The organism is Arthrobacter sp. C152, assembly GCF_054890965.1.
In genome coordinates this window covers 210,245-235,838 of sequence record NZ_JBTZSU010000002.1, presented here as the reverse complement: position 1 = coordinate 235,838, position 25,594 = coordinate 210,245, and the positions used below count along the sequence as shown (strand labels likewise).

Below are 25,594 nucleotides of genomic sequence, written 5' to 3'. Positions count from 1 at the left end.
GCCGCACCATGCCAGACACGAGCACCTTCACGCCCGCCACCGCCATCGTCACCGGCTCCGACTCGGGGATCGGGAAAGCCACCGCCGTCGCGCTCGCGCGGGCGGGAATGGATGTGGGCGTCACCTGGCACTCCGACAAGGCCGGGGCGGAAGCGACAGCCGAAGAGATCCGCGGCGCGGGGCGCAAGGCAGTGGTCCGGCAACTGGACACCACCGAACTCAAGGCGGTGGCCGGCGTGATTGACGGGCTTGCAGACGAGCTGGGCGGCGTGGACGTGTTCGTCAACAATGCCGGCACCGGGGCCAGCGCCAAGTTCCTGGACATGGGCATCGACGAATGGATGCGCATCCTGGACACCAACCTCAACGGCGCCTTCCTCTGCCTGCAGGCCGCGGCCCGGCGGATGGTCAGCGCCGGCAGGGGCGGGCGGCTGGTGGCGGTGTCCAGCGTGCATGAATTCCAGCCGCGCGTCGGCTCCTCCGCCTATGACGCCTCAAAGCATGGCCTCGGCGGCCTGATGAAGACCCTGGCACTGGAGCTGGGCCAGTACGGCATCACGGCCAACACTGTGGCCCCCGGCGAGATCGCCACCCCCATGACGGGGCAGGAGGACCAGGACCCGAGGATGACGGAGCGCCCCGGGGTGCCGCTGGGCAGGCCCGGGGACGCGCGGGAGATCGCCGAGGTCATCGCATTCCTGGCCTCCCCGGCGTCGAGCTACGTCACGGGCGCCGCGTGGGTTGTGGACGGCGGGATGCTGCAAATGGGACCGCAGGCCGGCTCCCACATCACCAGCCATGAATGGCGGGAGGCCTAAGCAGCCTGCTCCCGACGGCCAACGCGCTGCCGTCCGTCCGCATGGCGGATTTGGCAAGCGCTTTCCCGTTGTGGGCTGGCATGATGGAGCGCATGCGCATTCTTATTGCTCCGGACAAGTTCAAGGGCTCCCTCACCGCCGCTGAGGCCGCCGCCGCGATGGCGGAAGGCGCACTGCGCGTGTACCCGGATGCCGTCACCACGCAGTTCCCCATTGCCGACGGCGGCGAGGGCACCCTGGAGGCAGCTGTCGCGGCGGGCTACGAGGAACGGCTGAACGCTGTGGTGGGGCCGATCCTCACCCCCACCGGCGCGGCGTGGGCCATCCACAAGGCCGGCGACGGGAAGGTCACCGCGGTCATCGAGACCGCGCAGGCGTCCGGCCTGGCGGACATGGAGCCGACGCCGGAGAATGCCCTGCGGGCCCACTCCTACGGCTGCGGGCAGCTGATCGCGGCCGCCCTTGACGCCGGGGCCACCGAGATCGTGCTGGGACTTGGCGGTTCGGCGATGACGGACGGCGGCAGCGGCGCCCTGCGCGCCCTTGGCCTCAAGCCCCTCGACGCCGCCGGGAACATGGTGCCGCTGGGCGGCGGGTCACTCGCGGACATCGTGTCACTGGATACACGCGAGTTGGACCCGCGCCTTGCGGCAACCACGTTCCGCATTGCCGTTGACGTCCGCAACCCCTTGTACGGGCCGGCGGGTGCCGCGCACGTTTTTGGGCCCCAGAAGGGCGCGGACCAGGACGGGGAGGAGATGCTCGACGCCGGGCTCCGCAACTGGGCGTCCATCCTGCGGGAAGTCACGGGCCGGGACGTGAACGTCCCCGGCGCTGGCGCCGCCGGCGGCTTCCCGGCGTCGTTCCTTGCCTTCACCAACGCCACGCTGGAAGGCGGTTTCGCACTGGTGGCCGGCCTGACCGGCCTGGCGGGGCAACTGGCCGGCGCGGACCTGGTGATCACCGGTGAAGGGTCCATGGATTCCCAGTCGCTCACCGGCAAGGCGCCGATCGCGCTCGCCGACGCCGCCCGGGAGCTGGGCATCCCGGTCATCGTGGTGGCCGGCCGGATCCTGGTGACCCTCGAGGATCTCACGGGGCACGGGGTGGTGGCCGCCGCGCAGCTGCTGGACGTCGCGGCAAGCCCGGAAGACGCCGTCGCCAATGCCGGCAAGTACCTGGCGTGGGCAACCAGCCAGGTGCTTGAAGGCGCCTAGGTTTATCCGGACCGGGCCTCAGGCGCCGGTCTCGTAGTGCGGCTCTGCGACGGGCTTTGATTCCGGGGATCCCTTTTCCCGGAGGTAGACCGAGGCGCCCACCAGGACGCCGACGGCCAGGAACTCGCTTTGCCAGTTCTGGAAGGACTCAAACCAGAAGCGGCTGGTACCCAGGTACTGCAGGAAACTGACCCCGGGCTCGCCGTGGCTTTGCTGGTCCTGGTTGTACTCGTCCACGCCGCCGGCCGCGTGCAGGAGGAACGACGCCAGGAACAGGACGAAAAACAGGATCGACAGGGAGTGCTCGTACAGCTTGAGGACCGCTCCGCCGCGGCGGGCGGGCCACGGTGCCGCGCTGCTGAGCCTGGCCTGGCGCGGATCCTCGTCCTGCGGCGCTTTCCTGCCTATCGGCTTGGATTCGGACGAGCCCTTCTGGAACAGGAACACCGTCAGGACCACGTACATGCCCATTTGCAGGAATTCCGACTCCCAGTTTTCGAACGTGGCTTCCACGAACGCCCCGGTGGTGAGGAACTGCAACACCGAAACGGCCGGCTCCCCGTGTGCCTGCTGGTCCTCGCTGTAGGAGGCGGCCCCGGAAAGGACCATGCCGATGAAGAACGCCAGGAAGAGGCCCAGATTCGCCAGCAGCAGCCCGTGTTCTTTCGCCCATTTGCGCATGCTTTACTCCTTACCCGGCAATGAAGAGTGGTTCTTGTCGCTGGCCTGCTTGTTCAGGCGCAGGGGAACGAAGACCAGCAGGACCACCATGACGCCCAGGAGCGCGCCGCCGGCCGTCACGCCCGCAGACCGGCCCGCGGCCACATCGAACACCAGGGCGGCGGTTCCGGCGCTGAGCAGCGCGATCCCCGCGAGGGCGATCTTGGTGATGGAATCGGCGCTGGAAACGAGGGTTTCCTTGAGCCGTTTCCGGAACAGCCTGCGGTGCACGCTGACCGGTAGGAGAATGAAGGCCGTGGTTAAGGCGGCGACCACCACGTTCGTGAGGTACAGCGCCACCTGGAAATTATCCAGCTCCTCGAACCGCTGCTGGAACGGCAGCGTCAGCAGGAAGCCTGCCAGGATCTGCACCCCGGTCTGCAGGACCCGCAACTCCTGCAGCAGCTCCGCCCAGTTGCGGTCAAGCTGCTCCTCGCGGGTTTCGTTGCGTCCCGTCCTGCCGGTGTAGTCCTCCACCCCGGGCATCGGCCCTCCTTCGTTTCGCAGCCGGCCTCCGTCTTCTTTCTACTCCCCCTGTACCCAGAAACAAGGCCGTACGTTGCGCATCCGGCAACATTTGATAAGTTTACTGATTATTGCCCGTGCTGGTGGACTTGGGCCCTCGGCCGGGATAGCTTCGAAGAGCCGGAGTACGGCTGCTTCTGACACAGGCCAACCTATACAGGCCCACCGACACAGGGAGGCGGACTATGAGCGACAGCGGCAAGCAAACAGGCCAGCCACAGGACCCGCGCGGCGGCTACCATTCGGGCCCGTTCCCGGAGCAGGAACAAAAGCAGCCCGGCCTGACGGCGCCGATGGACCCGAAACCGGACCACGGCGAACTCAGCTATGAAGGGCACGGCAAGCTCGACGGGAAGGCCGCCCTGATTACCGGCGGAGACTCCGGCATCGGCAAGGCCGCAGCCATTGCCTTCGCCAGGGAAGGGGCCGACGTCGCCATTTCCTATCTGCCTGAGGAGGAAGACGACGCGCAGGACACCGCCGACTGGATCCGGAAGGCCGGGCGCCGCGTCCTCCTGCTTCCCGGCGACGGGCGCGAGGAGGACTTCAGCACCGGCCTCGTGGAGCAGACGGTGTCCGAGTTCGGCCGGCTCGACGTCCTGGTCCTTAATGCGGCCTACCAAAAGAACCGTGAAAGCCTGGAGACCCTTCCCACGGAGGAGTTCGACAGGGTCTTCCGGACCAACCTCTACTCCCTGCTCTGGACCGCGAGGGCTGCGGTACCGCACTTGAAGGCCGGGGCTTCCATCATCACCACGGCGTCGATCCAGGCATTCAACCCCTCGCCCGGACTGATCGACTACGCCATGACCAAGGCGGCGCAGGTTGCCTTCACCAAGGCCCTGGCCCAGGAGTTGGGTCCCAAGGGAATCCGCGTCAATGCCGTGGCTCCCGGACCCATCTGGACGCCGCTGATCCCTGCCACCGAATGGCCGGACAAGCTGCCCACGTTCGGCCAGGACACCCCGCTGGAGCGTGCGGGACAACCCGCGGAACTCGCGGCGGCCTACGTGCTGCTCGCGTCCGAGGACGGCTCCTACATCTCCGGCGCGGTCCTTCCCGTCACCGGCGGCAAGGGACTCTAGGCAAGACCACCAGACCAGCAACACCGGCAACGCACAACAGGAGGAAGCATGACGCAGGAAAACCAGCAGGCTGAACCCGAGACGGCCCCGGGCGGCTACGGCACCCCCACCGCCGAGCAGGAAGCGGCAGGAACGCAGGGCGGCCAGGCCCAGTCCGGCGGCGCATCGCACGGCGGGGCCGAGACCAACGAACCGCAGGCCAGCGTGGGCCAGGAACAGGTGCCCCACGATATGGACGTCCCCTCGAGCGCGGCCGAGATCGATGAATCGAACGACGACTCCCAGGGGTCTGCACCGGTGTCCTCGGAACCGGACCAGGAGGCTGCGGGCATTCCGGACGGCAGCGGCAACGACCTGCCGAAGGAAAAGTCGCCCAATGACGAGGACGAAAGCTTCGACGCGGGATAGGCCGCACGAAGGCCAGCGCCCCCGCCTCCGCCGCCCCGCTGGACCAGTTCACGCAGGGCAGGAGCCGGGGGCCTTTGCCGTGCCGCGACTGCTGCGCTGCGCCCCTTCGGTGCCGCGTCCGGGATGAGGAAGGTGGGCTGTGGGCAGGAGATCTTCGGAACAATGGGCACGGCAGCAGGACCGGCCCGGCCTGTTCGACGCCGGCGGGTTCAGTTTCTGGACGGCACTGCCCGGCGGGTGGAGGCGTACGACGTCGTCCTGAAGCAGGACTACATCTGACCGGTGTCAATTCCAAGTCCCCGCCGCGCCGGTCAGCGGGTAGGCCACGTAGGCGAAATGTTGCGAATCCGGGGACCAGCTGTTGACGTTGAGGGTGCCTTGGCCGCCGAACAGCGGCCAGGTGTGCAGCGGGATGTCCCAGGCCCCGGTTGACACGAGGACGACGTCGACCGGCAGGTCCGCGGGGTGGCCCTGCGTCCCGGCGGGGAAGCGGACGTAGCTGGCCAGGCGGCCGTCGGGGGAGAGATGCGGGAACCAGTCCACGGTGCCGCTTGTGAGGAGCTGCTCGAAACCTGTTCCGTCCACCCGGACGCGTGCGAGTTGGGCGTGGCCCGGCTCCGTGCTGAAGGACTCCGTGTTCAGGTACAGCCATATTCCGTCCGGGGAATACTCGGGCCCGTCACAGTGGCCGGGCCCGACGTCCACGGTGGCGGAAGCACCGCCGTCGGAAGCCATGGTCATGAGGCGCCCCGGACGGGTGAAGTCTCCGTCCTCGATTCCCACGTAGGCCAGCTCCTTTCCGTCCGGGCTGACGCCGTGGAGGAAGTGGAAGGAACCGTCGTCCGCGGTGATGCGCGTCGCGGCGCCGCCCGCGAGTGGGGCGCGGTAGATGTGGCCGTCGTTCGCGGAAAGGTAGATGGTTTCGCCGTCGGGTGCCAGGACGTGGTCGTTGTTCAGGTCGGGGACGCCGGTGAGCCTGACCTCCTCCAGCGAGCCGTCGGCCAGGCCCAGCCGCCAGAGCTTGCCGTTCCCGTTGAGGACCAGCGCCTGGCCGTCGACGGTCCAGTTGGGGGCCTCGAGCAGCAGCCGGTCCGTGGCGTAGAAGAGCCTCGATTCCCCGGCGGCCGAGACAATCCACACTTCGCAGCGCTGGCCCGGTTGAAGCCTGCGCATCGGTTCAGTCCTTGGAACTGAAGGCGGCGTCGAAGCTGGTTTGGGAGGCGGGGAAGTCGTATTTCTTGAGTGCTGCGAGGGCTTCGGGGGCGCCATGGAGGCGGTCCATGCCGGCGTCTTCCCATTCGATGCTGATGGGGCCGTTGTAGCCGATGGCGGAGAGGGCCCTGAAGGAGGCTTCCCAGGGGACGTCTCCGCGGCCTGCGGAGACGAAGTCCCAGCCGCGGCGGGGGTCGCCCCAGGGCAGGTGGGAGCCGAGGACGGTGTTGCGTCCGGTCTGGCGGATCTTGGTGTCTTTGCAGTCCACGTGGTAGATCCGGTCCTTGAAGTCCCAGATGAAGGAGACGGGGTCGATGCCCTGCCACATCATGTGGGAGGGGTCCCAGTTCAGGCCGAACGCTTCGCGGTGGCCGATGGCCTCAAGGGTGCGGACGGTGGTCCAGTAGTCGTAGGCGATCTCGGAGGGGTGGACTTCGTGGGCGAAGCGGACGCCGTTTTCGTCGAAGACGTCCAGGATGGGGTTCCAGCGGTCCGCGAAGTCCTGGTAGCCGGCGTCGATGACTTTTTCGGGGACGGGCGGGAACATGGCGACGTATTGCCAGATGGAGGAGCCGGTGAACCCGACGACGGTGTCCACGCCCAGTGCTTTGGCGAGCCGGGCGGTGTGCTTCATTTCCTCGGCGGCGCGTTGGCGGACGCCTTCGGGGTCGCCGTCGCCCCAGACCTTGGATCCGACGATGGCCTGGTGGCGGAAATCGATGGGGTCATCGCAGACGGCCTGGCCTTTGAGGTGGTTGGAGATGGCCCAGACTTTGAGGTTGTACTTGTCCAGGAGCTCGAGTTTGGACTCGACGTAGCCGGGTTCGTCCCAGCGCCAGGCGTCCAGGTGGTCGCCGGAGACGGCGATCTCCAGGCCGTCGTAACCCCAGCCGGACGCGAGCCTGGCGACTTCCTCGAAGGGCAGGTCGGCCCACTGGCCGGTGAACAGGGTGAACGGGCGGGGCATGTCAGGCTCCTAGGGGGTCGGTGGTGGTGCCGGATGGGGTGGGGGAGGGCAGCTGGATGAGGGCACTTTTCGCGGCGGCCGATTCCTCCACGGCGTTGAGGATGTACTGGACGTTCAGGCCTTCTTCGAACGACGGCGAGGGCTGGGTTCCGTCCTGGATGGCGGTGAGGAAGTCCCGGACCTGGTGGGTGAAGGTGTGTTCCCAGCCGATGATGTGCCCCTGCGGCCACCAGGCTGCCAGGTAGGGGTGGTCGGGTTCGTTGACCAGGATGCGGCGGAAGCCCTGCTCCCGGACCGGGGCGGTGGCGTCCAGGAAGCCGAGTTCGTTGAGGTTTTCCAGGTCGAACAGGAAGGTGCCCTTGTCGCCGTAGACCTCGATCTGCAGGGAGTTCTTCCTGCCGGTGGCCACCCGGGAAACCTCGACTGAGGCGATGGCCCCGGAGGCGAGGGACAGCGTGGCCCAGGCGGCGTCGTCGACCGTCACATCTTCGGTGCCCTCCGCTCCGGGGCGCCGGCCCACGAAGGTGTGCAGCCGGCCGCTGGCCTCGGTGACCTGGTCCCCGAGGAGGAACAGGACCTGGTCGATGGCGTGGGAGGCGATGTCGCCGAGGGCGCCGGACCCGGCTGTTTCCTTCCGCAGCCGCCAGGTCATGGGGGCCTGGGCGTCGGCCAGCCAGTCCTGCAGGTAGGCGGCGCGGACGTGCCGGACGGTGCCCAGGCGGCCCTCGCTGATCAGCTCCTTCGCGAGGGCGAGGGCGGGGACGCGGCGGTAGTTGAAGCCGATCATCGACTGCACTCCCCGGGCGCGGGCCTTGGCGGCCGCGGCGGTCATGAGTTCGGCCTCGGCCAGGGTGTTGGCCAGCGGTTTTTCCACCAGGACGTGCTTGCCTGCCTCCAGGGCGGCGACGGCGATTTCGGCGTGCATCCAGCCCGGGGCGCAGATGTCCACGATGTCGATGTCATCCCGGCTGATGACGGTGCGCCAGTCCGTTGCGGACTCGGCCCAGCCGTACCGGGCAGCGGCCTCGGCGACCGCCCCGGCGTCCCGGCCCACGAGGACTTTCTGCTCGAAGGCCGGGACGTCGAAGAAGCTGGCCACGTTCCGCCACGCGTTGGAATGGGCCTTGCCCATGAAGGCGTAACCGATGGCGGCGACACCCAAAGGGCGGGAGGCCGGGCGCGAAGCCGGGGATTCGGTCGGGTGTGCGGGTGTGGTCATGATGCGTTCCTGCGTGCTTCCTGCTTGCTGGAGGGGTGTAGCGGGGTCAGAGGGTGTCGGTTTCCGGGGCCCAGTCCTCGGGGAGGGCCGCGGCTGCCGGTGCCGAGCTTTCGACGTCGACGAACGTGCCCGAGTCGATGGATTCGCTGATGGAGACCATCGTGTCCAGCACGTGGTAGGCGAGGTCGCCGGTGGCGCGGTGCGGGACCCCGGCGCGGATCGAGCGTGCCATGTCCAGCACGCCCATGCCCCGCCCGTTCGCCGGGCCGGTGGCCGGGATCGTGGTCCAGTCCTCGTCGCCGGCGCGCCACAGCTTGATGTCGCCGGTGAAGTAGTTCGGGTCCGGCAGCGAGAGGGTGGCCTCGGTGCCGGTGATCTCCACGAAGCCCATCCGGGTCCGCGGGGACTCGAACGAGAAGACGCTGTGCGAGGAGGCGCCGGACTCGAACTGCGCCATCGCCGAGACGTGGGTGGGTACCTCGACGCTGAATTCCTCGCCTGCCTTGGGGCCGGAACCGATGACGCGTACGTCCTTGGCCTTGGATCCGACGGCGGCCACCTTGCGGATGGAGCCGAAGGCCTGGACCAGGGTGGTGAGGTAGTACGGACCCATGTCGAACAGGGGGCCGGCGCCGTGCTGGAAGAGGAAAGCCGGGTTGGGGTGCCAGGACTCCGGGCCGGGGGTCTGGAACGTGGTCATCGCCGTCAGCGGGGTGCCGATGTCGCCGCGCTGGATCAACCGCAGGGCGGTCTGGATCCCGGCGCCGAGGAACGTGTCCGGGGCGCAGCCCAGGCGGATACCGGCCGTGTCGGCGGTCTTGAGCAGGCCCAGGCCGGACTCCCGGTCCAGGCTGAACGGTTTTTCGGTCCAGACGTGCTTGCCCGCGTTGACCGCCGCGGTGGCCACCTCCACGTGGGCGGCGGGGATGGTCAGGTTGACGATGATTTCGACGTCGGGGTGGTTCAGTGCCTTCTCCACCCCGCCCCACTCGGGGATGCCGTATTCCTTGGCGCGGGCCTCGGCGGCGTCCTCGAAGAGGTCGGCGATGACGTGGACTTTCAGGTCCGGGAAGACGGTGAGGTTGTCCAGGTACTGCTTGCTGATGACCCCGGCGCCGATGACGGCGACGCCGACGGGGCCCTTGCGGGCGGATGCTGCGGGGGTGCTCACGCCGTTGCTCCTTCGGTGGTGGTGTTGCCAGTGTTGCTGGTCAGGAAGGACAGGCTATGGGCGATGCCCTCGAAGATGTCGCCGGAGTAGTCGTCGAACTCCACCACGCCCACCTCCAGGGACTTTGCCGCGGCGATCACGTCAAGGACGGGCACCTTGCCCTGGCCGGCGGGCTGCTGCGCCTTGTTGTCCTTGTTCAGCGGGCCATCCTTGATGTGGATGAACTTGACCCGGTCACCCAGCCTGCCCAGCAGGTCCACGGGGTCCTGGCCGCCCACGGCAGCCCAGTAGGTATCCACCTCCAACACCAGTTCCGGATCCAGCAGGCTCTCAAAGTACTCCAGCGCGCTGCGGCCCTCAATGCTGGACTCCAGCTCCCAGGCGTGGTTGTGGTATCCCACGCGGATGCCGTACTCCGCGCCCTTCTTCGCGGCCGCGTTCAGCTTTGCGGCCGTGGCCTGGATGTCCCCGGCGTTCTGCCAGTGCTCGGCCGGCAGGAAGGGGTCGATCACCGTGCTGATGCCCAGTTCCCTCGCCGCCGCGAAGATCTCGTCCTGGTCCTGGCTCAGCAGCGGGGCGTGCCCGGACGGCGCGGTGAGGCCGTTCTCCTTCAGGGCCGCGCCAAGCTCCGCGGCGGTGGCAACGAAGTTGTAGGGCTCCACCTGGGTAAAGCCGATCTGAGCCACCTTCCTGATGGTGCCGGGAAGGTCCTCGGCGATGGCGTTGCGGAGGGTGTACAGCTGCAGCGAGTAAGACATCGGTTTCCTTTGTGGAGTGGTTGTTCGGAGGAAGAGGGGTCAGGCGCTGGCGGGTGGTCTCCCCTACAGGATCACTGCGGCTGATGTCCGGCATCGGAACCGTCGATGTGCCCTGAATCACAACCTAGAACCACTTTTGACGGGCGTCAAGCAAAAGTTGTTTGTGTCGCGTTACAGTTCTGCCGTGATGACAGCAGGAAGTTTGGATGTTATGACTTAGACATGACTCAAGGGACAGGTAAGCAGGCCGGAAAAGACTCCGACGTCGGCAGCCTGTCGCGTGCCGGGGACCTCTTCCAGCTCCTGCGCGACGGCAAGGCCCGCACCCGTGCCGAGCTGGCCCTGAGCACGGGCCTGGCGCGCTCCACCGTCGCCTCCCGGATCGACGCGCTGATGTCCTCGGGCCTGGTGGGCCCCGCCGGCGAGGCGCTCTCCAGCGGCGGCAGGCCGCCGTCGCGCTTTGCCTTCAACCCGTCCGCCCGCCTGGTGCTGGCGGTGGACGTGGGGGCGACGCACGTGATCGTGGCGGTCACCGACCTCGGCGGGAAGATCCTGGCGGAGCACCGGCTGGCCCAGCAGGTGGCCGACGGCCCGGAAGCGGTCCTGGACCAGGTGGTGGCGCAGGGCAAGGAGCTGCTGGCGTCCGCGGGGCGCAGCGTTGCCGAACTCGCCGGAATCGGCATCGGGCTGCCCGGCCCCGTGGAGCACGGCACCGGCAAGCCAGTGAAGCCCCCGATCATGCCCGGCTGGGACGGGTTCGACGTCGTCAGCTACGTCCAGCGGTCGCTGCCGGTCCATGTCCTGGTGGACAACGACGTCAACATCATGGCGCTGGGGGAGCAGACAGCGCACTGGCCCGAGCACGGCAACTTCTTCTTCGTGAAGGTGGCCACCGGCATCGGCTCCGGCATCATCAGCAGCGGCAAACTGCAGCGCGGTGCCAACGGCACGGCCGGCGACCTGGGGCACGTCCAGGTGGCGCGGGGCGGTGATGTCCTGTGTGCCTGCGGAAACTACGGGTGCCTGGAGGCGCTGGCGTCCGGGCCCGCCGTCGCCCGTTTCCTGCATGGCCAGGGGCTGGACGTGTCCAGGGGCGCCGACGTGCTCCGGCTGGCCGCCGACGGAAACCTGCAGGCCATCCAGGCGCTGCGCCAGGCGGGCCGGGATATTGGTGAGGTGCTCGCCACCGTGGTGAACCTGCTCAACCCGTCCGTCATTGTGGTGGGCGGCAGCATGGGCGAGACCGGCGAGCACCTGGTGGCCGGCATCCGCGAGGTGGTGTACCGGCGCTCCCCGCCGCTGGCCACCTCGCACCTGCGCATCAGCGTCTCCCGGGCGGGCAGCCAGGCGGCGGTCCTGGGGGCGAGCCAGCTGGTGACCCAGCACGTCCTGTCCCCGGCCGTCATCGAAGCCACGCTCGCCGGCGCCATGGCGGGCTGACACCCGGGCCTTTCCGCCCGGGCGCCAGGTTCCGCGCCCTTAGGCTGGCTTTGGCGCTCCCAGGCTTCGGGGCTCCTGGGCTTCGGCGTCCGGTGCGGGCGCCTCGGTCAGCAGCAGCGCGGTGCCGCCGTAGGCGGGCAGTTCGAGGAAGAAGCTGTGCAGGTCGTCCACCTGCCCCACGGCTTCGCCGCTGAACAGGTCCCGGACGTTGGTGCCGGAGGGCAGCTCGTTGGACTGGATGCTGCCGGCGATGTCCTGCCCGGAGAAGTTCAGCGCCGTAACCTGCAGGGCCCCGTCCTTCAGCCGGTTGACCAGCACCAGCGCACCCCGGTTGGAAACCTCCGGAACATCGAGCAGCGTGCCGGTGGCGATGCCGTTCTCCTCGCGGACGGCGAGGATCCGCTGCAGCCGCCGGGCAAAGGAGTTGGGGTCCTGCAGCTGCTCCGGCAACGGTCCGTAGAGGCTCCGCGCGCGGGGCATGCCCGCCGAGGACGTGGTGGCGTCCGGGCTGGTTCCCATCAGGTCGTGGGCGCCGCGGTTGATCCACCGGGTGTCGCCCTGCGCCGTCAGTTCCCGGACGCTGCTGCGGTCCAGGGCCATGATGCCCGTCAGGTCCCAGCCGGACAGCGCGAAGACGCCGGGCTGCAGGGCGTTGTACATCGCCAGCAGCAGGTGGACGTCCCGGATCCGGGCTTCCTGCTCGGGGGATACAGCGGCAGGATCCTTGATCCCCAGCGCGGCCATGATGAAGCTGACCGTGGTGCAGGCGATGCCGTTGGTGGTGAACACGGCGTTGTACGGCCCGTTTTCGCCGGTCAGCCTGTCGCGCAGGGTCTGCTGGACCTGTTCGGCGAGCTCCCCGCCGGTGAGTTCCTCGCCGTTGAGCTCGAATATCTCATCCCGGTGCCCGGCGGCGAAGTGGAGGAGCTCATAGGTGAGTTCGTCGTGGTTCTGCAGGGCGTGGACCAGCGAGGCCTGGTCCACCCCGATCTCCATGGACAGGCGAAGCGTCAGCCGCAGGAATTCGGTGTCGGCGGTGACCAGGGAGTAGTGGTACGCCGGCCGGGTGATGAAGTCGTAGGAGAGGTCAGGCCCGGATTCGGAGGTTGCCTTGATGTCGTCGATGGTGAGGTTCAGTTCCTGGAAGGAGAACCCGCCCACCTTGCGGATCATGGAGCCGATGAGCTGGTTGGCGGCCTCGGACAACGGGTGCCCCTCGGACCAGCCGGGCTGTTCCTCGGCGCTCTTTTCCACCCCCAGGAACCCGTTCGCGTCCAGCCGGAGCGCACCGGTGCCCAGGTCCACCAGGGAGTGCAGGGCGTCGCCCACCACCAGGCGCATCCCGGCGAAGGTGGGATCCAGCCAGTTGATGGAGGGCTGGCCGGCCTTGAAGTAGTGGAGGTAGACCCAGCGCCGGGTCTTGCCCGTGGTATCCACGATGGGCCGGGTGGCGCTCCAGTTGGTTTCCTTCACTCCGGGTTCATAGAAGATGACCCGCTGCAGCCGGCCGATGATGTAGCCGGCCTTCTGCAGCGCCTGCTCTGAGTCGGGGCTGAGGTTGACCGAGTCGGCGCCCTCCGGGACGTCCGGAAGCAGGTTCCAGTCCTCTTCCGGGATGTCCACCATGTGGTAGATGCCGGGGTAGTCCCGGAAATTCATTTCGGCCAGGCGAAAGTCTGCGCCCTTGCCGGTGTGACCGGGGACGATGTCGTCGATCACCGTGCCATCGTGTTCCGCGGCCACCTCGCACATCCGGCGGAACTCGTCCTCGGTGCCGAACACGGGGTCGATGGCCATGCTGATGCGGTCGAAGTGGCCGTCCACGCTGGGGGTGTGGGACCAGCCGCTGATGCCGCCGGCAAGCTTCACGGGGCCGGTGTGGATTCCGCGGATGCCGATTTCGCGGAAGGCCTTCCACATCGCGGGGTCGCCCAGGGCCGAGAGGAACGACTGGCCGGTGCGGGTGATGAAGGACAGCGGGTAGGCGGTGAACCATACGGAGGCTCGTTCGACGGCGGCCCGCGGGTTCGGGTGGGCATAGGAGTTTTGCCACATGCTGGCCTGCCCGGACAGCTGCCGCGCCAGCGTATTGGCGTCCCCCAGCATGGCCTGGTTGCGCAGCCATTCCACGTACGCCGCGTTCCGTCCGTCGAATTCGAAGGACGGCCGGTCGCCGACGAACTGCCGCCGGCGCGCGATGGGCCTCAGGGCCTTCGGGCGGGCTGCGAAGAACTGCTCATCGAAGGTGGCATCCAGCTCCGCTGCCGGCTCGGCCGCGTTCTGCTCCACTTCCGCATTACCCGCGGCGGCATCCGATTCAGAAATGCGCTCGCTGGTATCAGGTTCCCGCATAAGCTCCTCTTTCCCTTGCTCGTTTCCGTGCTGGCGTGGATGCTTCCAAACCCCTGTCCAGGCAAAACGTACCCATGTGGACAGGGACTATTCGGCGTTCCCTCTCCCGATGCTACTGCCCGGGCCCGTGGCGGAAGCAAGCATGCGGGGCGCGGCTACAAGAAGCTTTCGCCGATCTCCCTGCCGATCTGCCGCAGGAGCGCCGCCGAGAGCGCGGGGTCCCGGGAGGAGTCCCGGTCGGTGTAATCAGCCAGGGTGTAAACCCCGGACAGTGCCATTTCGGACCACCGCCCGCGCGGCAGGAGCGAGCGGCCCGCGACGGCGATGACCGGCCGGGTGCCGGAGCGGCGGGCCACCGCGGCGGGGAGTTTGCCGGACAGGGTTTGTTCGTCGATGCTGCCTTCCCCGGTGACGACGAGGTCGCAGGTGTCCGTACGGGAGTCGAAGTCCAGCAGGTCCAGGAAGTAGTCGGCCCCTGACACCTGTGTTGCCCCGAGCAGGAGGCACGCGTAACCGATGCCCCCGGCGCTTCCCGCGCCCTCGCGGTGGGCCAGCCCAACGGGGGCGGTGCCTGCCTCTGCCAGGGTGGCGGCGAAGTGCCGCAGGCCCTCGTCCAGAAGTGCGACGTCGTCCCGGGAGGCGCCCTTCTGGGGGCCGAAGACGGCCGGTGCGCCGGTGGGGCCGTGCAGCGGATTGCGGACATCGCTGGCGACGATGAGTTCCGTGTCCTCCAGCCCCGGGACGGTTGTGCGGTGGACGGAACGGATGTGCGTCAGGGCCCGCCCGCTGCCGCGCAGCCAGCCGCCTTCGGCGTTGTGGAAGCTGAAGCCGAGGGCGGTGAGCATCCCCATGCCGCCGTCCGTGCAGGCACTCCCACCGAGCGCCAGCACAATGCGGGCGGGGTTGAGGCTGAGGGCGAACAGGATGGCTTCGCCGAAGCCGCGGCTGGAGGACTCGAGCGGCTGGAGCCCTCCGGACGGCAGGAGGGCCAGGCCGCACGTGTTCGCCACCTCGACCACGGCTGTGGTGCCGTCGAAGGCAATGTCGGCCTGGACGGGCTGCCCGGTGGGGCCGCTGACGGTGCAGCTGCGGCGGCCGAAGCCGGAGGCGACGGCGGCGTCCACGCTGCCGTCGCCTCCGTCCGCCAGCGGAAGGAGGTCGCAGTGCACGGTAGCAGGGCCGGTGGCTGAGCGGAGCCCGGCGGCCAGTGCGTCGGCAACTTCGCGGGCGGTGAGGCTGCCTTTGAACTTATCGGGGGCGATGAGGGCCCGTACGGTTTTCGGGGCGGTGGTGGCTGGCATGTCAGACGGTCTCGGAGTAGGCGGGGCGGCGGTCGGCAGGGAGGGAATGGTCGACGCCGTGCCCGCCGTTGGCGCGGCCGGGCACCTGGTGGAGATCGTCGTCGGAATCCCCGGCGTGCCCGGACGCCCCTGTTGCCGGGGCGGGCAGCGGCTCCACGGTTTCGCCGGCGAAGACGCGGCGGACGCGGTCTGCGTCGAGGGTGCGGTCCCACCAGGCGATGAACAAGGTGGCGACGGCGTTGCCGGTGAAGTTGACCAGGGCGCGGCACTCGGACATGAACTTGTCGATGCCGAAGATGAGCATGATGCCTGCCGCGGGGATGGTGCCGATGGTGGCCAGGGTGGCGGTGAGGGCGATGAAGCCGCCGCCCGCCACGCCGGCCGCGCCCTTGGAGGTGAGCAGCATGACCGCGAGCAGGCCCAGCTGCTGGCCGATGGTCAGGTTGGTGTTGGTGGCCTGGGCGATGTAGAGGGCTGCCAGGGACAGGTAGATGGCGGCGCCGTCGAGGTTGAAGCTGTACCCGGTGGGGACCACGAGGCCGACGGTTTCCTTCTTGACGCCGGCGTGCTCGAGCTTGCGCATCAGGCCGGGCAGCGCCGGTTCGGCGGTGGAGGTGCCCAGGATGAGCATGTATTCCTCCTTGAGGTGCCGGATCATGGTGAAGATGTTCAGCTTCAGGAACGCCATGACCGAGCCGAGGACCACTACGACGAACAGGATGGACGTGACGTAGAACAGGGCGATGAGCCCGCCCATGCTGGTCAGGGACGAGACGCCGTACTTGCCCACGGCGTAGGCCATGGCGCCGAACGCGCCCAGGGGTGCGGCTTTCATGATGAAGCTGAGGATCTTGAACATGACCCCGGTGAGCCGTTGAACACCGTCAAGGACCGGAGCGCCCACCGTGCCGATGGCGTTCAGCGCGATGCCGAAGACCACCGCGATGAAGATGATCTGGAGGATGTCACCGTCGACGAAGGGCCCGGCGATGCTGTTGGGGATGATGTGGGTGATGAACTGCCACCACTCCTGGTGCTGGCCGGCGTCGATCAGCTTGGCAGCGGAGTCGGAGGTCTTGATGTTGCCGGGGTCGGCGTTGACGCCGTCGCCGAGGCGGAAGATGTTGATGGCCACCAGCCCGAAGGCCAAGGCGCAGATGGTGCCGATCTGGAAATAGGTGAGCGCCTTCAGCCCGGTCATCCCGACTTTCTTCAGGTCGGCGACGCTGGCGATGCCGCCCACGATGGTGAGGAAGACGATGGGGCCGATGAGCATCTTCATCGCGTTGACGAAGGTGGTCCCGATGGGTTCCATGGCGATGCCGGTGGCGGGGGCGAGCCAGCCGACCAGGATGCCGATGACGATGGCCGTGAGGACCCAGAAGTAAAGCTGGCGGTACCAGCGGGTTTTCGGCGCCGCTGTTGCAGCTGCGGCGGTGCTGTGGTGATCCATGATTCCTACCTCATTGTGGAATGTGGGGGATGTTCTGAAGAAAGAATGGTGCGGGGCGGACGGCGGTACTGCTTCACCGCCCGCCCCGTGCTTTGCTTCGGCACCGGTTGGCAGCGCCTTCGGGTAGTGCTTGTTTTAGACGGATGCCGGAGCGAGCGTCAGGGCGTTGATGATGGCGTCGGTGACGTCCTCGGTGGCGGCGTCGCCGCCGACGTCACGGGTCAGGTGCCCGGAACCGGTGGCCGCTTCGATGGCTGCTTCGACGCGGCGGGCTTCCCCGTGCAGGCCGAAGTGGTCCAGCATCAGGGCCGCGCTGGCGATCGCGCCGATCGGGTTGCTGATGCCCTGGCCGGCGATGTCCGGCGCGGAGCCGTGGACCGGTTCGAACATGGACGGGAAGCGGCGCTCCGGGTTCAGGTTGGCGCTGGCGGCGAGGCCGAGGCTGCCGGCCAGGGCGGAGCCGAGGTCGGAGAGGATGTCGGCGTTCAGGTTGGAGGCCACCACCACGGACAGGTCCTCGGGCTTGAGGATGAACTTGGCACTCATGGCGTCCACCAGGACGCTTTCGGTCTGCACGTCCGGGTAGTCCAGGGCCACGCGGTTGAAGACTTCGTCCCACAGGACCATGCCGTACTGCTGGGCGTTGGACTTGGTGACGGAGGAGACCTTCTTGACGGTGCGGGTCCGGGCCAGGTCGAACGCGAAGCGGATGATGCGTTCGCAGCCCTTCTCGGTGAACAGCGCCGTCTGCAGGGCTACCTCGTTGCCGGGGCCGCGGCCGCTGAGGTTGCGTCCGCCCAGGCCCGCGTACTCACCTTCGCTGTTTTCGCGGACCACCACCCAGTCCAGCTCGGTGTGGTCGGCCTTGCGCAGCGGGGACTGGACGCCGGGGAGGAACTTCACGGGGCGGATGTTGGCCCACTGGTCGAAGTTCTGGGTGATGTTCAGGCGCAGGCCCCACAGGCTGATGTGGTCCGGGACGTTTTCCCAGCCGACGGCGCCGAAGTAGATGGCATCGAAGTCCTTCAGGGCGTCCAGGCCCTTGGGGTCCATCATCTGGCCGGTCCGGGCGTAGTACTCGCAGCCCCAGGGGAACTCGGTCCAGTCGAAGGCGAATCTGCCGTCCGAGTTTTGGGCCAGGGCGTCCAGGACGCGGCGGCCTGCTGCAACGACTTCCTTCCCGACGCCGTCGGCGGGGATCGAAGCGATGCTGAATGTCTGGGTGGCGCTCAAGTGCCTACCTCCTCGTTGAGTATGGGCAGCGTGCGGGGATGTCGCCCGGGTCACACTGTTTTCTTCCTCTTCAAGTAGACGGGCGGGGCTGCCTGCGCGTCCAAGACCAAGATTCGATCCGGCAAATAGGCTGCGCCTATCAGTCGGTTGGCACATCCGCGTGGTCTCTGGCGACCTGGAGGAACGCGCGGGCGGCAGGGGTGAGATCGTCCTTGCGGCTCAGGATGGCCACTTCCAGGTGGGATACCGGTTCGAGCAGCAGGGTCCGCAGCCCGGATTCATGGGCCAGCGGGGCCCACGAGGACGGCATGACGGCGTGCCCCACACCGGCGAGCACGAGCGGAAGGATCGAGGTGCGGTGTGCTGCCTCCACCACGATCTCGGCCTTGACTCCGTGGGCGAGGGCGTCGTCCACCAGCGATCGCATCAAGGAGCCACGCTGGCTCGCGATGAGCCGGTGCCCGGCCAGGTCCCCGCGCCCGATGGCGTCCCCGGGTCCGAACGTGTCCGCCTGCGGGTTGACGATCAGGATCAGCGGCTGGCGCTCCAGCTGCAGCACTTCCACTCCGGGCACGCGGATTGGGGTTGGGGAACCGGCCAGCCCGATCTCGGTGCTTCCGCTGCGCACGGATTCGATAACCTCCTCCGGTGTGAAGGCTGCCTCGACGTTCAGCCTGACGGACGGGTAGGACCGGGTGAAAGCGGCGATCATCGACGTCAGGGGCTCAATGCCGGGGGACGGCATGGTGATGATGTCCAGCCGGCCGCTGCGGATTCCGCGCAGCGCCTGCACCGCGGATTGCGCCGCGTCCAGGTCGCGCATCACCAGCCGGGCCGGACCCACCAGCTCCTTGCCGGCGTCGCTGAGGACAGCCCGGCGGCCGATGCGGTGGAACAGCGGCACGCCCAGTTCCTTTTCCAGCCCGGCAATCGTCTGCGACAGTGACGGCTGGGCGATCAGCAGATGCTCTGCCGCACGGTTGAATCCGCCGTGGTCAACGACGGCCAGGAAGTATTTCAGTTTCCGGGTGTCCAAACGGTGCTCCTGCTCCGGCCTGCCCCGTCGTGCCACGGGGGCAGCACGTGGAAGAACGCGGTTGCGCTGCGCCTGAAGCCTATACAGGCCAGGCCGGTTCGGCGAATCCCCCCATCCCCCTAAATGCTGGATTTATCCATCTTCGCCCGCTGTCCGGACGTATTCTTATAAGGAGGTTTTGCAGTGGGCCGAAGCGCTTTTCACCAAGGCTGGAACATGGCCGCTGAACCTTCGGGGCAGGTTGGCTGGGGACCGCTTCCAGTTCCACCGGAGCCGGTTTACGACAGCAAGGATGTCGAAACCTACCTCTGGGAAGTCGCGCATGACTTCATGAGGGACATCAAGGGTGACCGCCGGGGCATCGGCTGGGCCGCCACCCTCTTCCGGCTTGGAAAGGCGCGCACGCTCGCGGCCAGCACGGAACAGGCGCGGGACGCCGACCGGGAGCAGTGCTCGTTCGCGGACGGCCCGCTGATGGAAGCGATGCGCACCGGGGAGTTCGTGGTGGTCTCGGACCTCAGCCGCGACCGCCGCTGGCCGGGGTACGCCAGTGTGGCCGCCGGCCATGGCGTGCAGTCCCTGCTGTCGGTGCCCGTTCTCACCGAAGGCGCCACCAGCGCCGCCATCACGTTCTACGCGCCGGAGCCGCACGCCTTTACCAGCGATGACCTGGTGTCCATCCAGAACTATGCCCGGCAGATGGCCCGGGCCCTGCGCGTCGTGGTCCGAGTGGCCGAACGCGCGGAAACCACGGCGGGACTCGCCGTCGTGCAAAGTTCGCTGGTCCTGGTGGATCTGGCCGTGCGCAGCCTCATGAATGAATACGGCCTGACCCGGGAGGGCGCGCTGCGCTTCCTCCAGACCCAGGCTGTGCATCACGAGATTGACCTCCGGGACGCAGCATTGAACGTCGTCGCCCCGGGCGGGTTGGGCCCTGGCGGCGCGCAGGCTTCGGGGCCGGGGCAGGAAACGTACGACGGCGTCACGGAACTTCCGCGGCCGTCGGCGGCGGGGCGGGACCTTCCAACAGGAACGTCGCCCCGCAAGGGCGGTGCGGCGGAGGCAGAACCCCCGCGCGCCGCGGAAGGGAGGACGGCATGACCATCGAAGAGCAGGACGTGCAGGCCGGTGCCGGCCCCGCGGACAGGCACCCCTGGCACCGTTTCGTTGCCTTGGGCGACTCGTACACCGAGGGGGTGGGCGACCCCGAGCCACGGAGCCTTGGCGGCCTTCGTGGCTGGGCCGACCGGGTGGCGGAGGAACTGACCGCCGGGCAGGCGGATTTCGCGTACGCCAACCTGGCCATCCGCGGACTGCTGCTGCGGCAGATCCTGGACGGGCAGCTGGCCGCCGCGCTGGCCCTGAAGCCGGACCTGGTTGCCATCGCGGCGGGCGGCAACGACATCATCTTCAAGCACGGCGACCCCGACAGGCTCGCCGGAAAGCTCGACCAGGCCATCGGCACCCTGGCAGCCACGGGGGCCACCGTGCTCCTTTTCGCGGGCCCGGACTGGGGCAACACGCCGGTCTTCAGCACCGTCCGCGGACGCGTGGCGATCTACAACGAGCACCTGCATACGATCGGGGCACGCCACCACGCCATCATGGTGGACCTGTGGTGCCTGCCGGAACTGCAGCACGCGCTGATGTGGGACCCGGACCGGCTGCACCTGTCCCCGCTGGGCCACCACGCCGTGGCGGTGGCCACGCTCAATGCCCTTGGCGTGCCGCACACGCTCGAACCGCTGCAGCCCCGGCCGCTTCCTGCGCACGGCTGGAAGCAGGCCCGCGCCGAAGACCTGGTGTGGGTGCGGCAATACTTCGTGCCGTGGGTGCTGAAGCAGCTGCGTCCGCATCCCGCGGCGGCGTCGCTGGCGGCCAAGCGGCCACAGCCCGGTCCCGTGTTTGGGTTGGGCCTGCCGGGCCCCTTCCCGGCCGGGCACCCGGCCGTGGGCCAGGCGCCCGGAAGGGCCGGCACACTGGAACCCGGCGCACCCGCGCCCGGCACGGCTCAGGGAGTAGTGCAGGGGGCCGCGCAGGGCGTGGTGATGGGCGAGGTGGCCTGAGCGGGGTCAGCGCTTCTTCGGAGCCCGCTTGGCGGCGGCGTTCATCGCGGCCTTAACAGCCGGTGGCAGCCCCGACTGCTCGGTCTCCGGCTCGGCCACGCTTCCGCGCGCCTTCGCGATGGCCCGCATGCCGTGGTAGATCACCAGGGCCGCGGCGGACCCCAGGGCGATGCCGTTGAACTTGAGGTCGCCGGCGGTCCAGGTGTAGTCGGCAATGCCGATCACCAGGGCAACGGCGGCGGTGGTCAGGTTCACCGGGTTGGAGAAGTTCACCTTGTTCTGCACCCAGATCTTCACGCCCAGGACGCCGATCATCCCGTACAGCATGGTCGCCGCGCCGCCCAGCACGCCCGGCGGGACGGTGGCGATCAGCTCACCGAATTTGGGCGAGAAGCTCAGCAGGATGGCGAAGATGCCGGCCACCCAGTAGGCCGCCGTCGAATAGACCTTGGTAGCTGCCATGACGCCGATGTTCTCGGCGTACGTGGTGGTGCCGGAGCCGCCGCCGAACCCGGCCAGCACCGTGGCCGCGCCGTCTGCCATCAGCGCGCGCCCGGAGACGCCGTCGAGGTTCTGGCCCGTCATGGCCGCCACCGATTTCACGTGGCCGATGTTCTCGGCCACCAGCACCAGGACCACGGGCACGAAGAGGCCCAGCACGCCGATATGGAATTCGGGGGTCTGGAAGTGCGGCAGGCCCACCCAGGCGGCGGCGTCCATCTTGTCGTACTTCACCTCGCCGCGGAGCATGGCCACGAGGTACCCCACCACCACGCCCGCCAGGATGCTGAGCCGGCCCAGGATCCCGCGGAACAGGACACTGACCAGGATGATGGTGGCCAGGGTGATGACGGCGGTGACGGGCGCGGCGTCGAAGTTCTGCCTGGCCGCGGGGGCAAGGTTCAAGCCGATCAGCGCCACGATGGCGCCGGTGACGATCGGCGGCATGAGCCGGTTGATCCACTCGGCGCCGAACTTCTGCACCACCGCGCCCACCAGCGCCAGGACGGCGCCGGCGAGCACCACCCCGCCGAGCGCTCCCGGGATCCCGAACTGCTGCTGGGAGGCCATGATGGGGGCGATGAACGCGAAGCTGGAGCCCAGGTAGCTGGGGATCCGGCCCTTGGTGATCACCAGGAACAGCAGGGTGCCGATGCCCGAGAAGAACAGCGTGGTGGCCGGTGGCATGCCGGTGATGATGGGAACCAGGAACGTGGCGCCGAACATCGCCACCACGTGCTGCATGCCCACGCCGATGGTCAGCGGCCAGGCCAGCCGCTCGTCCGGCGCCACGACGTGGCCGGGCCTGATGGTTTTGCCGGTGCCGTGCAGCTTCCATTTGATTCCGAGCATGCTCATGGGAAGGAATGCCTTTCAGGGGGTGCCGCGAGGGGGCGAAGATCAACTGGCTCCAAGAATACTCCCCAGCCTTCCGCCACGGTCCGCTGTGGCGAACGTCACCTGCCGTCACGGGAAGAGGCGCCGGGCGGTTGAAGTTGCAACTATGGAAAGCAACGACAGGCCACCCGGCAGCGGGGAGCCGCAGCGAAAGGTACGCGAATGACCATTGCCCACGAAGAAGCGGTTATCGATTCGGCAGCCGTTGACGCCATCTTCGCCCAGGCCCGCACCGCCAACTCCTTCACCGGCGAGGTGACCGAGGAGCAGGCCCAGGCCATCTACGAACTCACCAAGTTCGGCCCCACCGCCTTCAACTCCCAGCCGCTGCGCGTCACCTACGTCCGTTCGGACGAGGCCCGCGCCACCCTGGTGGATGCCCTGTCCAAGGGCAACCGGGCCAAGACGGCTTCCGCCCCGCTGGTGGCAATCCTCAGCTACGACACCGACTGGGCCGGCAAGTGGGACAGCTTCCTCCCCGGCTACAACGCCCCCAAGGCCATGTACGACGCCGATCCCGCGCTCGCCACGGCCACCGGCAACAACAACGCGCACCTGCAGGCCGGCTACTTCATCCTGGCCGTCCGCTCGCTCGGTTTCGCCGCCGGCCCCATGACCGGCGCGGACTTCGGTGCCATCGACGCCGCGTTCTTCCCGGCCGGCGACCAGAAGAGCTTCCTGGTGGTCAACATCGGCCAGCCCGGTGAGGACGCCTGGGGCGAGGCCAAGCCCAAGTTCTCCTACGACGACGCCGTCCGCACCGTCTAGCAGTTCCTTCAAAAACCGGACGCCCGCTCACTTTTGACGTCCTTCCAGCAAACGCCCGCTCACTCCAGTGAGCGGGCGTTTGCTGTTTCTCTACCAAAGGTGAGCGGGCGTTTGCTGTTTCTCTGCCAAAGGTGAGCGCGCGTTTGGGCTTTTAGGGCAGGGAGTGATGGGGCGTCCGGCGCGCGCGGTGGGAGACTGTGGCTATGCCGATGCGGAACCTGATTTTCGTGGCGTTCGTCGAGCCGGTGGCTGAGGGCCAGGTGTTCCCGCGCACGGACTGGCCGCTGCACATCACCCTGGTGAGGTTCGACGCCGGCGCCCCGGCAGGTGCGGACCCCGCCGGAACACTCGCGGGGCTGGCGGAGGCGCCCGCCAAAGCGGCGCTCGGCGCCGGCCTGAGGGTGGGGGAGGATGCAGGCTTCGGCCGGAACGGTTCCGTGCCCGTCAGCCTCGTCGACCCGCACCCGGCCCTGCAGACACTCCACGAACAGCTGGTGCAGGCGGCCCTGGACGCCGGCGGCAGGATCCTGACCCCGCGCCACACGCTCTCGGGCTACCGGCCCCACGTCTCCCACCATGTGGCCCCCGAAGCCGGCGTGAAGCGCCTCCACCAGGGCGACGCCGTCGTGCTTGACCGCATCGCCCTGGTGGACATGGCTCCCGACGGCGACCACACCATCCGCCGCGTCCTGCGGCTGTGGAGCCTCGAAGGCTGAGGCTAGGCGATGACGCTGTCCACGAGCGCCTTGGCCTCGGCCTGGACCTGCTTCAGGTGCTCCTCGCCCTTGAAGGACTCGGCGTAGATCTTGTACACGTCCTCGGTGCCGGAGGGGCGGGCGGCGAACCAGGCGTTCTCCGTGACCACCTTCAGACCGCCGATGGCCGCGCCGTTGCCGGGCGCCTCGGTGAGCTTGGCGGTGATCGCCTCGCCTGCCAGTTCGGTGGCGGTGACGTCGGCGGCGGAGAGCTTGCCCAGCTTCGCCTTCTGCTCACGCGTGGCGGCGGCGTCGATCCGGGCGTAGACGGGGGCGCCGAACTGGTCCGTCAGGCCCTTGTACAGCTGCGAGGGGGACTTGCCCGTGACCGCGGTGATCTCGGAGGCCAGCAGGGCCAGCAGGATGCCGTCCTTGTCCGTGGTCCAGACGCTGCCGTCCCGCTTGTTGAAGGAGGCGCCCGCGGATTCCTCGCCGCCGAACGCGCCCTCGCCGGAGAGCAGGCCGGGAACAAACCATTTGAAGCCCACGGGAACTTCCACGAGCTTGCGCCCCAGGCTTTCGGCCACGCGGTCGATGATCGAGGAGGACACCAGGGTCTTGCCCACCACGGAGTTGGGGTTCCAGCCGCTGCGGTTCCGGTACAGGTAGTCGATGGCGACGGCGAGGTAGTGGTTCGGGTTCATCAGGCCGCCGTCGGGGGTGACGATGCCGTGGCGGTCCGCGTCCGCGTCGTTGCCGGTGGCCACGTCAAAGGATGACCCGCCGTCGGACATCCGCTGGATCAGCGACGCCATGGCGGACGGCGACGAGCAGTCCATCCGGATCTTCTCGTCCCAGTCCAGGGTCATGAACGCCCACTGCGGGTCCACCACGGGGTTCACCACGGTGAGGTTGAGGTGGTGCCGCTCTGCGATCTCGCCCCAGTAGTCCACGGAGGCCCCGCCCATGGGGTCGGCGCCGATCCTTACCCCGGCGTTGCGGATGGCGTCCAGGTCCAGGACGGCGGGAAGGTCGTCCACGTAGCTGCTCAGGAAGTCGAACTTGCCGGTGGTGTCAGCGGCCTGGGCGTCCGCCAGCGGGATCCGCTTGACGCCGCGAAGCCCGTTCTCCAGCAGTTCGTTGGCGCGGTTGGCGATCCAGCCCGTGGCGTCGGAGTCAGCGGGGCCGCCGTGCGGGGGGTTGTACTTGAAGCCGCCGTCGGCCGGCGGGTTGTGGCTGGGCGTGACCACGATGCCGTCCGCCTGCGGGGCGCCCGGCGCGGCCTTGCGGTTGTAGGTGAGGATGGCGTGGCTCAGGGCCGGGGTGGGAGTGTAGCCGTGGCGGGCGTCGACGAGGACCTGGACGCCGTTGGCGGCCAGCACTTCCAGGGCCGAGTTCTGCGCCGGCTCGCTCAGGGCATGGGTGTCCTTGGCCAGGAACAGCGGGCCGGTGACGCCCTGCGCCGCCCGGTACTCCACGATCGCCTGGGTGATGGCGACGATGTGCTTTTCGTTGAAGGACGCCTTGAGGCTGGAGCCCCGGTGTCCGGAGGTGCCGAACACCACGCGCTGGCCTGGGTCGGCCAGGTCCGGTGAGATGTCGTAGTACGCGTCAAGGAGCGCAGTGATGTCAACAAGGTCCTGGGGTTGGGCAACTGTACCCGCGCGGCTAGCCATGGCTACAGCATGCCAGAACCTGGCAGGAGTCAAAACGGCGCGCCCAGAATCCGGACCCTGTGACACGCCATGACGA

23 protein-coding genes are annotated in these 25,594 nt (G+C 68.2%); 9 read left to right on the top strand and 14 right to left on the bottom strand.

Going from position 1 to position 25,594, the window contains the following annotated elements:
• The first annotated feature begins 8 nt into the window (after positions 1–8).
• Positions 9–818, top strand: a complete 810-nt coding sequence (locus ACYSM9_RS02550) for an SDR family oxidoreductase (RefSeq protein WP_461855426.1) — start codon at positions 9–11, stop codon at positions 816–818.
• Between the two features lie 92 nt (positions 819–910).
• A complete protein-coding gene (locus tag ACYSM9_RS02545; protein WP_461855425.1) occupies positions 911–2,035 on the top strand; it encodes a glycerate kinase in 1,125 nt (374 codons plus the stop codon).
• Positions 2,036–2,053: 18 nt separating this feature from the next.
• Here ACYSM9_RS02545 and ACYSM9_RS02540 read toward each other — a convergent pair whose 3' ends face one another.
• Both ACYSM9_RS02540 and ACYSM9_RS02535 read right to left on the bottom strand, forming a co-directional pair.
• On the bottom strand, positions 2,054–2,716 hold the full coding sequence (locus ACYSM9_RS02540; protein ID WP_461855424.1) for a DUF6766 family protein: 663 nt from the start codon (positions 2,714–2,716) through the stop codon (positions 2,054–2,056).
• A 3-nt stretch (positions 2,717–2,719) separates the two neighbouring features.
• Positions 2,720–3,241 (bottom strand): DUF6328 family protein, encoded by a 522-nt coding sequence (locus ACYSM9_RS02535; RefSeq protein ID WP_461855423.1) that lies wholly within the window; start codon positions 3,239–3,241, stop codon positions 2,720–2,722.
• 224 nt (positions 3,242–3,465) lie between these two features.
• On the opposite strand from ACYSM9_RS02535, the gene ACYSM9_RS02530 reads away from it, so the two are divergent.
• Positions 3,466–4,365 (top strand): SDR family oxidoreductase, encoded by a 900-nt coding sequence (locus tag ACYSM9_RS02530; protein ID WP_461855422.1) that lies wholly within the window; start codon positions 3,466–3,468, stop codon positions 4,363–4,365.
• A 48-nt stretch (positions 4,366–4,413) separates the two neighbouring features.
• Positions 4,414–4,773: a hypothetical protein gene (locus ACYSM9_RS02525; RefSeq protein ID WP_461855421.1), complete on the top strand. Its 360-nt coding sequence runs from the start codon at positions 4,414–4,416 to the stop codon at positions 4,771–4,773.
• 285 nt (positions 4,774–5,058) lie between these two features.
• Here ACYSM9_RS02525 and ACYSM9_RS02520 read toward each other — a convergent pair whose 3' ends face one another.
• Genes ACYSM9_RS02520 through ACYSM9_RS02500 form a run of 5 tightly spaced genes read right to left on the bottom strand, consistent with a single transcriptional unit; the run spans position 5,059 to position 10,100 of the window.
• Positions 5,059–5,946: a TolB family protein gene (locus ACYSM9_RS02520; RefSeq protein WP_461855420.1), complete on the bottom strand. Its 888-nt coding sequence runs from the start codon at positions 5,944–5,946 to the stop codon at positions 5,059–5,061.
• A 4-nt stretch (positions 5,947–5,950) separates the two neighbouring features.
• Complete coding sequence (locus ACYSM9_RS02515) at positions 5,951–6,952, bottom strand: sugar phosphate isomerase/epimerase family protein (protein ID WP_461855419.1); 1,002 nt, start codon at positions 6,950–6,952, stop codon at positions 5,951–5,953.
• 1 nt (position 6,953) lies between these two features.
• Entirely contained in the window at positions 6,954–8,171 is a 1,218-nt protein-coding gene (locus ACYSM9_RS02510; protein ID WP_461855418.1) for a Gfo/Idh/MocA family protein, read from the bottom strand.
• Between the two features lie 46 nt (positions 8,172–8,217).
• Positions 8,218–9,342, bottom strand: coding sequence for a Gfo/Idh/MocA family protein (locus tag ACYSM9_RS02505; protein WP_461855417.1), 1,125 nt, complete (start codon positions 9,340–9,342; stop codon positions 8,218–8,220).
• Positions 9,339–10,100, bottom strand: coding sequence for a sugar phosphate isomerase/epimerase family protein (locus tag ACYSM9_RS02500; RefSeq protein WP_461855416.1), 762 nt, complete (start codon positions 10,098–10,100; stop codon positions 9,339–9,341). The genes ACYSM9_RS02505 and ACYSM9_RS02500 overlap by 4 nt, the downstream gene beginning before the upstream one ends.
• Positions 10,101–10,322: 222 nt before the next feature.
• Here ACYSM9_RS02500 and ACYSM9_RS02495 point away from each other — a divergent pair, with 222 nt between their 5' ends.
• Complete coding sequence (locus ACYSM9_RS02495) at positions 10,323–11,540, top strand: ROK family transcriptional regulator (RefSeq protein ID WP_461855415.1); 1,218 nt, start codon at positions 10,323–10,325, stop codon at positions 11,538–11,540.
• Positions 11,541–11,579: 39 nt separating this feature from the next.
• On the opposite strand, the gene treS is transcribed toward ACYSM9_RS02495, so the two are convergent.
• The 5 genes from treS to ACYSM9_RS02470 all read right to left on the bottom strand — a co-directional run bounded on the left by treS (position 11,580) and on the right by ACYSM9_RS02470 (position 18,915).
• Complete coding sequence (treS, locus tag ACYSM9_RS02490; protein WP_461855414.1) at positions 11,580–13,892, bottom strand: maltose alpha-D-glucosyltransferase; 2,313 nt, start codon at positions 13,890–13,892, stop codon at positions 11,580–11,582.
• A gap of 155 nt (positions 13,893–14,047) precedes the next feature.
• Positions 14,048–15,193 (bottom strand): glycerate kinase, encoded by a 1,146-nt coding sequence (locus ACYSM9_RS02485; RefSeq protein ID WP_461855413.1) that lies wholly within the window; start codon positions 15,191–15,193, stop codon positions 14,048–14,050.
• Position 15,194: 1 nt separating this feature from the next.
• A complete protein-coding gene (gene dctA, locus ACYSM9_RS02480) occupies positions 15,195–16,646 on the bottom strand; it encodes a C4-dicarboxylate transporter DctA (RefSeq protein ID WP_461855412.1) in 1,452 nt (483 codons plus the stop codon).
• A gap of 135 nt (positions 16,647–16,781) precedes the next feature.
• A complete protein-coding gene (locus tag ACYSM9_RS02475; protein WP_461855411.1) occupies positions 16,782–17,879 on the bottom strand; it encodes a tartrate dehydrogenase in 1,098 nt (365 codons plus the stop codon).
• A 139-nt stretch (positions 17,880–18,018) separates the two neighbouring features.
• The gene (locus ACYSM9_RS02470; protein WP_461855410.1) at positions 18,019–18,915 is read right to left on the bottom strand and encodes a LysR family transcriptional regulator; all 897 of its coding nucleotides are present in this window, start codon (positions 18,913–18,915) and stop codon (positions 18,019–18,021) included.
• Between the two features lie 216 nt (positions 18,916–19,131).
• Here ACYSM9_RS02470 and ACYSM9_RS02465 point away from each other — a divergent pair, with 216 nt between their 5' ends.
• Both ACYSM9_RS02465 and ACYSM9_RS02460 read left to right on the top strand, forming a co-directional pair.
• Positions 19,132–20,016, top strand: coding sequence for a GAF domain-containing protein (locus ACYSM9_RS02465; RefSeq protein WP_461855409.1), 885 nt, complete (start codon positions 19,132–19,134; stop codon positions 20,014–20,016).
• Positions 20,013–20,981: an SGNH/GDSL hydrolase family protein gene (locus ACYSM9_RS02460; protein ID WP_461855408.1), complete on the top strand. Its 969-nt coding sequence runs from the start codon at positions 20,013–20,015 to the stop codon at positions 20,979–20,981. The genes ACYSM9_RS02465 and ACYSM9_RS02460 overlap by 4 nt, the downstream gene beginning before the upstream one ends.
• 6 nt (positions 20,982–20,987) lie before the next feature.
• Here ACYSM9_RS02460 and ACYSM9_RS02455 read toward each other — a convergent pair whose 3' ends face one another.
• Positions 20,988–22,340, bottom strand: coding sequence for a uracil-xanthine permease family protein (locus tag ACYSM9_RS02455; protein WP_461855407.1), 1,353 nt, complete (start codon positions 22,338–22,340; stop codon positions 20,988–20,990).
• Between the two features lie 201 nt (positions 22,341–22,541).
• Between ACYSM9_RS02455 and ACYSM9_RS02450 the strand changes: the two genes are divergently transcribed.
• Both ACYSM9_RS02450 and ACYSM9_RS02445 read left to right on the top strand, forming a co-directional pair.
• A complete protein-coding gene (locus ACYSM9_RS02450) occupies positions 22,542–23,147 on the top strand; it encodes a malonic semialdehyde reductase (RefSeq protein ID WP_461855406.1) in 606 nt (201 codons plus the stop codon).
• Between the two features lie 209 nt (positions 23,148–23,356).
• Positions 23,357–23,863 (top strand): 2'-5' RNA ligase family protein, encoded by a 507-nt coding sequence (locus ACYSM9_RS02445; protein WP_461855405.1) that lies wholly within the window; start codon positions 23,357–23,359, stop codon positions 23,861–23,863.
• A 2-nt stretch (positions 23,864–23,865) separates the two neighbouring features.
• Here ACYSM9_RS02445 and pgm read toward each other — a convergent pair whose 3' ends face one another.
• Positions 23,866–25,518, bottom strand: coding sequence for a phosphoglucomutase (alpha-D-glucose-1,6-bisphosphate-dependent) (gene pgm, locus ACYSM9_RS02440; protein WP_461855404.1), 1,653 nt, complete (start codon positions 25,516–25,518; stop codon positions 23,866–23,868).
• Between the last annotated feature and the right edge of the window lie 76 nt (positions 25,519–25,594).

What these genes read in the sequence shown, in the direction of transcription:
- ACYSM9_RS02550 (WP_461855426.1), top strand. Translation starts at nt 9, where the DNA reads ATGCCAGACACGAGCACCTTCACGCCCGCCACCGCCATCGTCACCGGC.
- ACYSM9_RS02545 (WP_461855425.1), top strand. Translation starts at nt 911, where the DNA reads ATGCGCATTCTTATTGCTCCGGACAAGTTCAAGGGCTCCCTCACCGCC.
- ACYSM9_RS02540 (WP_461855424.1), bottom strand. Translation starts at nt 2,716, where the DNA reads ATGCGCAAATGGGCGAAAGAACACGGGCTGCTGCTGGCGAATCTGGGC.
- ACYSM9_RS02535 (WP_461855423.1), bottom strand. Translation starts at nt 3,241, where the DNA reads ATGCCCGGGGTGGAGGACTACACCGGCAGGACGGGACGCAACGAAACC.
- ACYSM9_RS02530 (WP_461855422.1), top strand. Translation starts at nt 3,466, where the DNA reads ATGAGCGACAGCGGCAAGCAAACAGGCCAGCCACAGGACCCGCGCGGC.
- ACYSM9_RS02525 (WP_461855421.1), top strand. Translation starts at nt 4,414, where the DNA reads ATGACGCAGGAAAACCAGCAGGCTGAACCCGAGACGGCCCCGGGCGGC.
- ACYSM9_RS02520 (WP_461855420.1), bottom strand. Translation starts at nt 5,946, where the DNA reads ATGCGCAGGCTTCAACCGGGCCAGCGCTGCGAAGTGTGGATTGTCTCG.
- ACYSM9_RS02515 (WP_461855419.1), bottom strand. Translation starts at nt 6,952, where the DNA reads ATGCCCCGCCCGTTCACCCTGTTCACCGGCCAGTGGGCCGACCTGCCC.
- ACYSM9_RS02510 (WP_461855418.1), bottom strand. Translation starts at nt 8,171, where the DNA reads ATGACCACACCCGCACACCCGACCGAATCCCCGGCTTCGCGCCCGGCC.
- ACYSM9_RS02500 (WP_461855416.1), bottom strand. Translation starts at nt 10,100, where the DNA reads ATGTCTTACTCGCTGCAGCTGTACACCCTCCGCAACGCCATCGCCGAG.
- ACYSM9_RS02495 (WP_461855415.1), top strand. Translation starts at nt 10,323, where the DNA reads ATGACTCAAGGGACAGGTAAGCAGGCCGGAAAAGACTCCGACGTCGGC.
- treS (WP_461855414.1), bottom strand. Translation starts at nt 13,892, where the DNA reads ATGCGGGAACCTGATACCAGCGAGCGCATTTCTGAATCGGATGCCGCC.
- ACYSM9_RS02485 (WP_461855413.1), bottom strand. Translation starts at nt 15,193, where the DNA reads ATGCCAGCCACCACCGCCCCGAAAACCGTACGGGCCCTCATCGCCCCC.
- dctA (WP_461855412.1), bottom strand. Translation starts at nt 16,646, where the DNA reads ATGGATCACCACAGCACCGCCGCAGCTGCAACAGCGGCGCCGAAAACC.
- ACYSM9_RS02465 (WP_461855409.1), top strand. Translation starts at nt 19,132, where the DNA reads ATGGCCGCTGAACCTTCGGGGCAGGTTGGCTGGGGACCGCTTCCAGTT.
- ACYSM9_RS02460 (WP_461855408.1), top strand. Translation starts at nt 20,013, where the DNA reads ATGACCATCGAAGAGCAGGACGTGCAGGCCGGTGCCGGCCCCGCGGAC.
- ACYSM9_RS02455 (WP_461855407.1), bottom strand. Translation starts at nt 22,340, where the DNA reads ATGAGCATGCTCGGAATCAAATGGAAGCTGCACGGCACCGGCAAAACC.
- ACYSM9_RS02450 (WP_461855406.1), top strand. Translation starts at nt 22,542, where the DNA reads ATGACCATTGCCCACGAAGAAGCGGTTATCGATTCGGCAGCCGTTGAC.
- ACYSM9_RS02445 (WP_461855405.1), top strand. Translation starts at nt 23,357, where the DNA reads ATGCGGAACCTGATTTTCGTGGCGTTCGTCGAGCCGGTGGCTGAGGGC.
- pgm (WP_461855404.1), bottom strand. Translation starts at nt 25,518, where the DNA reads ATGGCTAGCCGCGCGGGTACAGTTGCCCAACCCCAGGACCTTGTTGAC.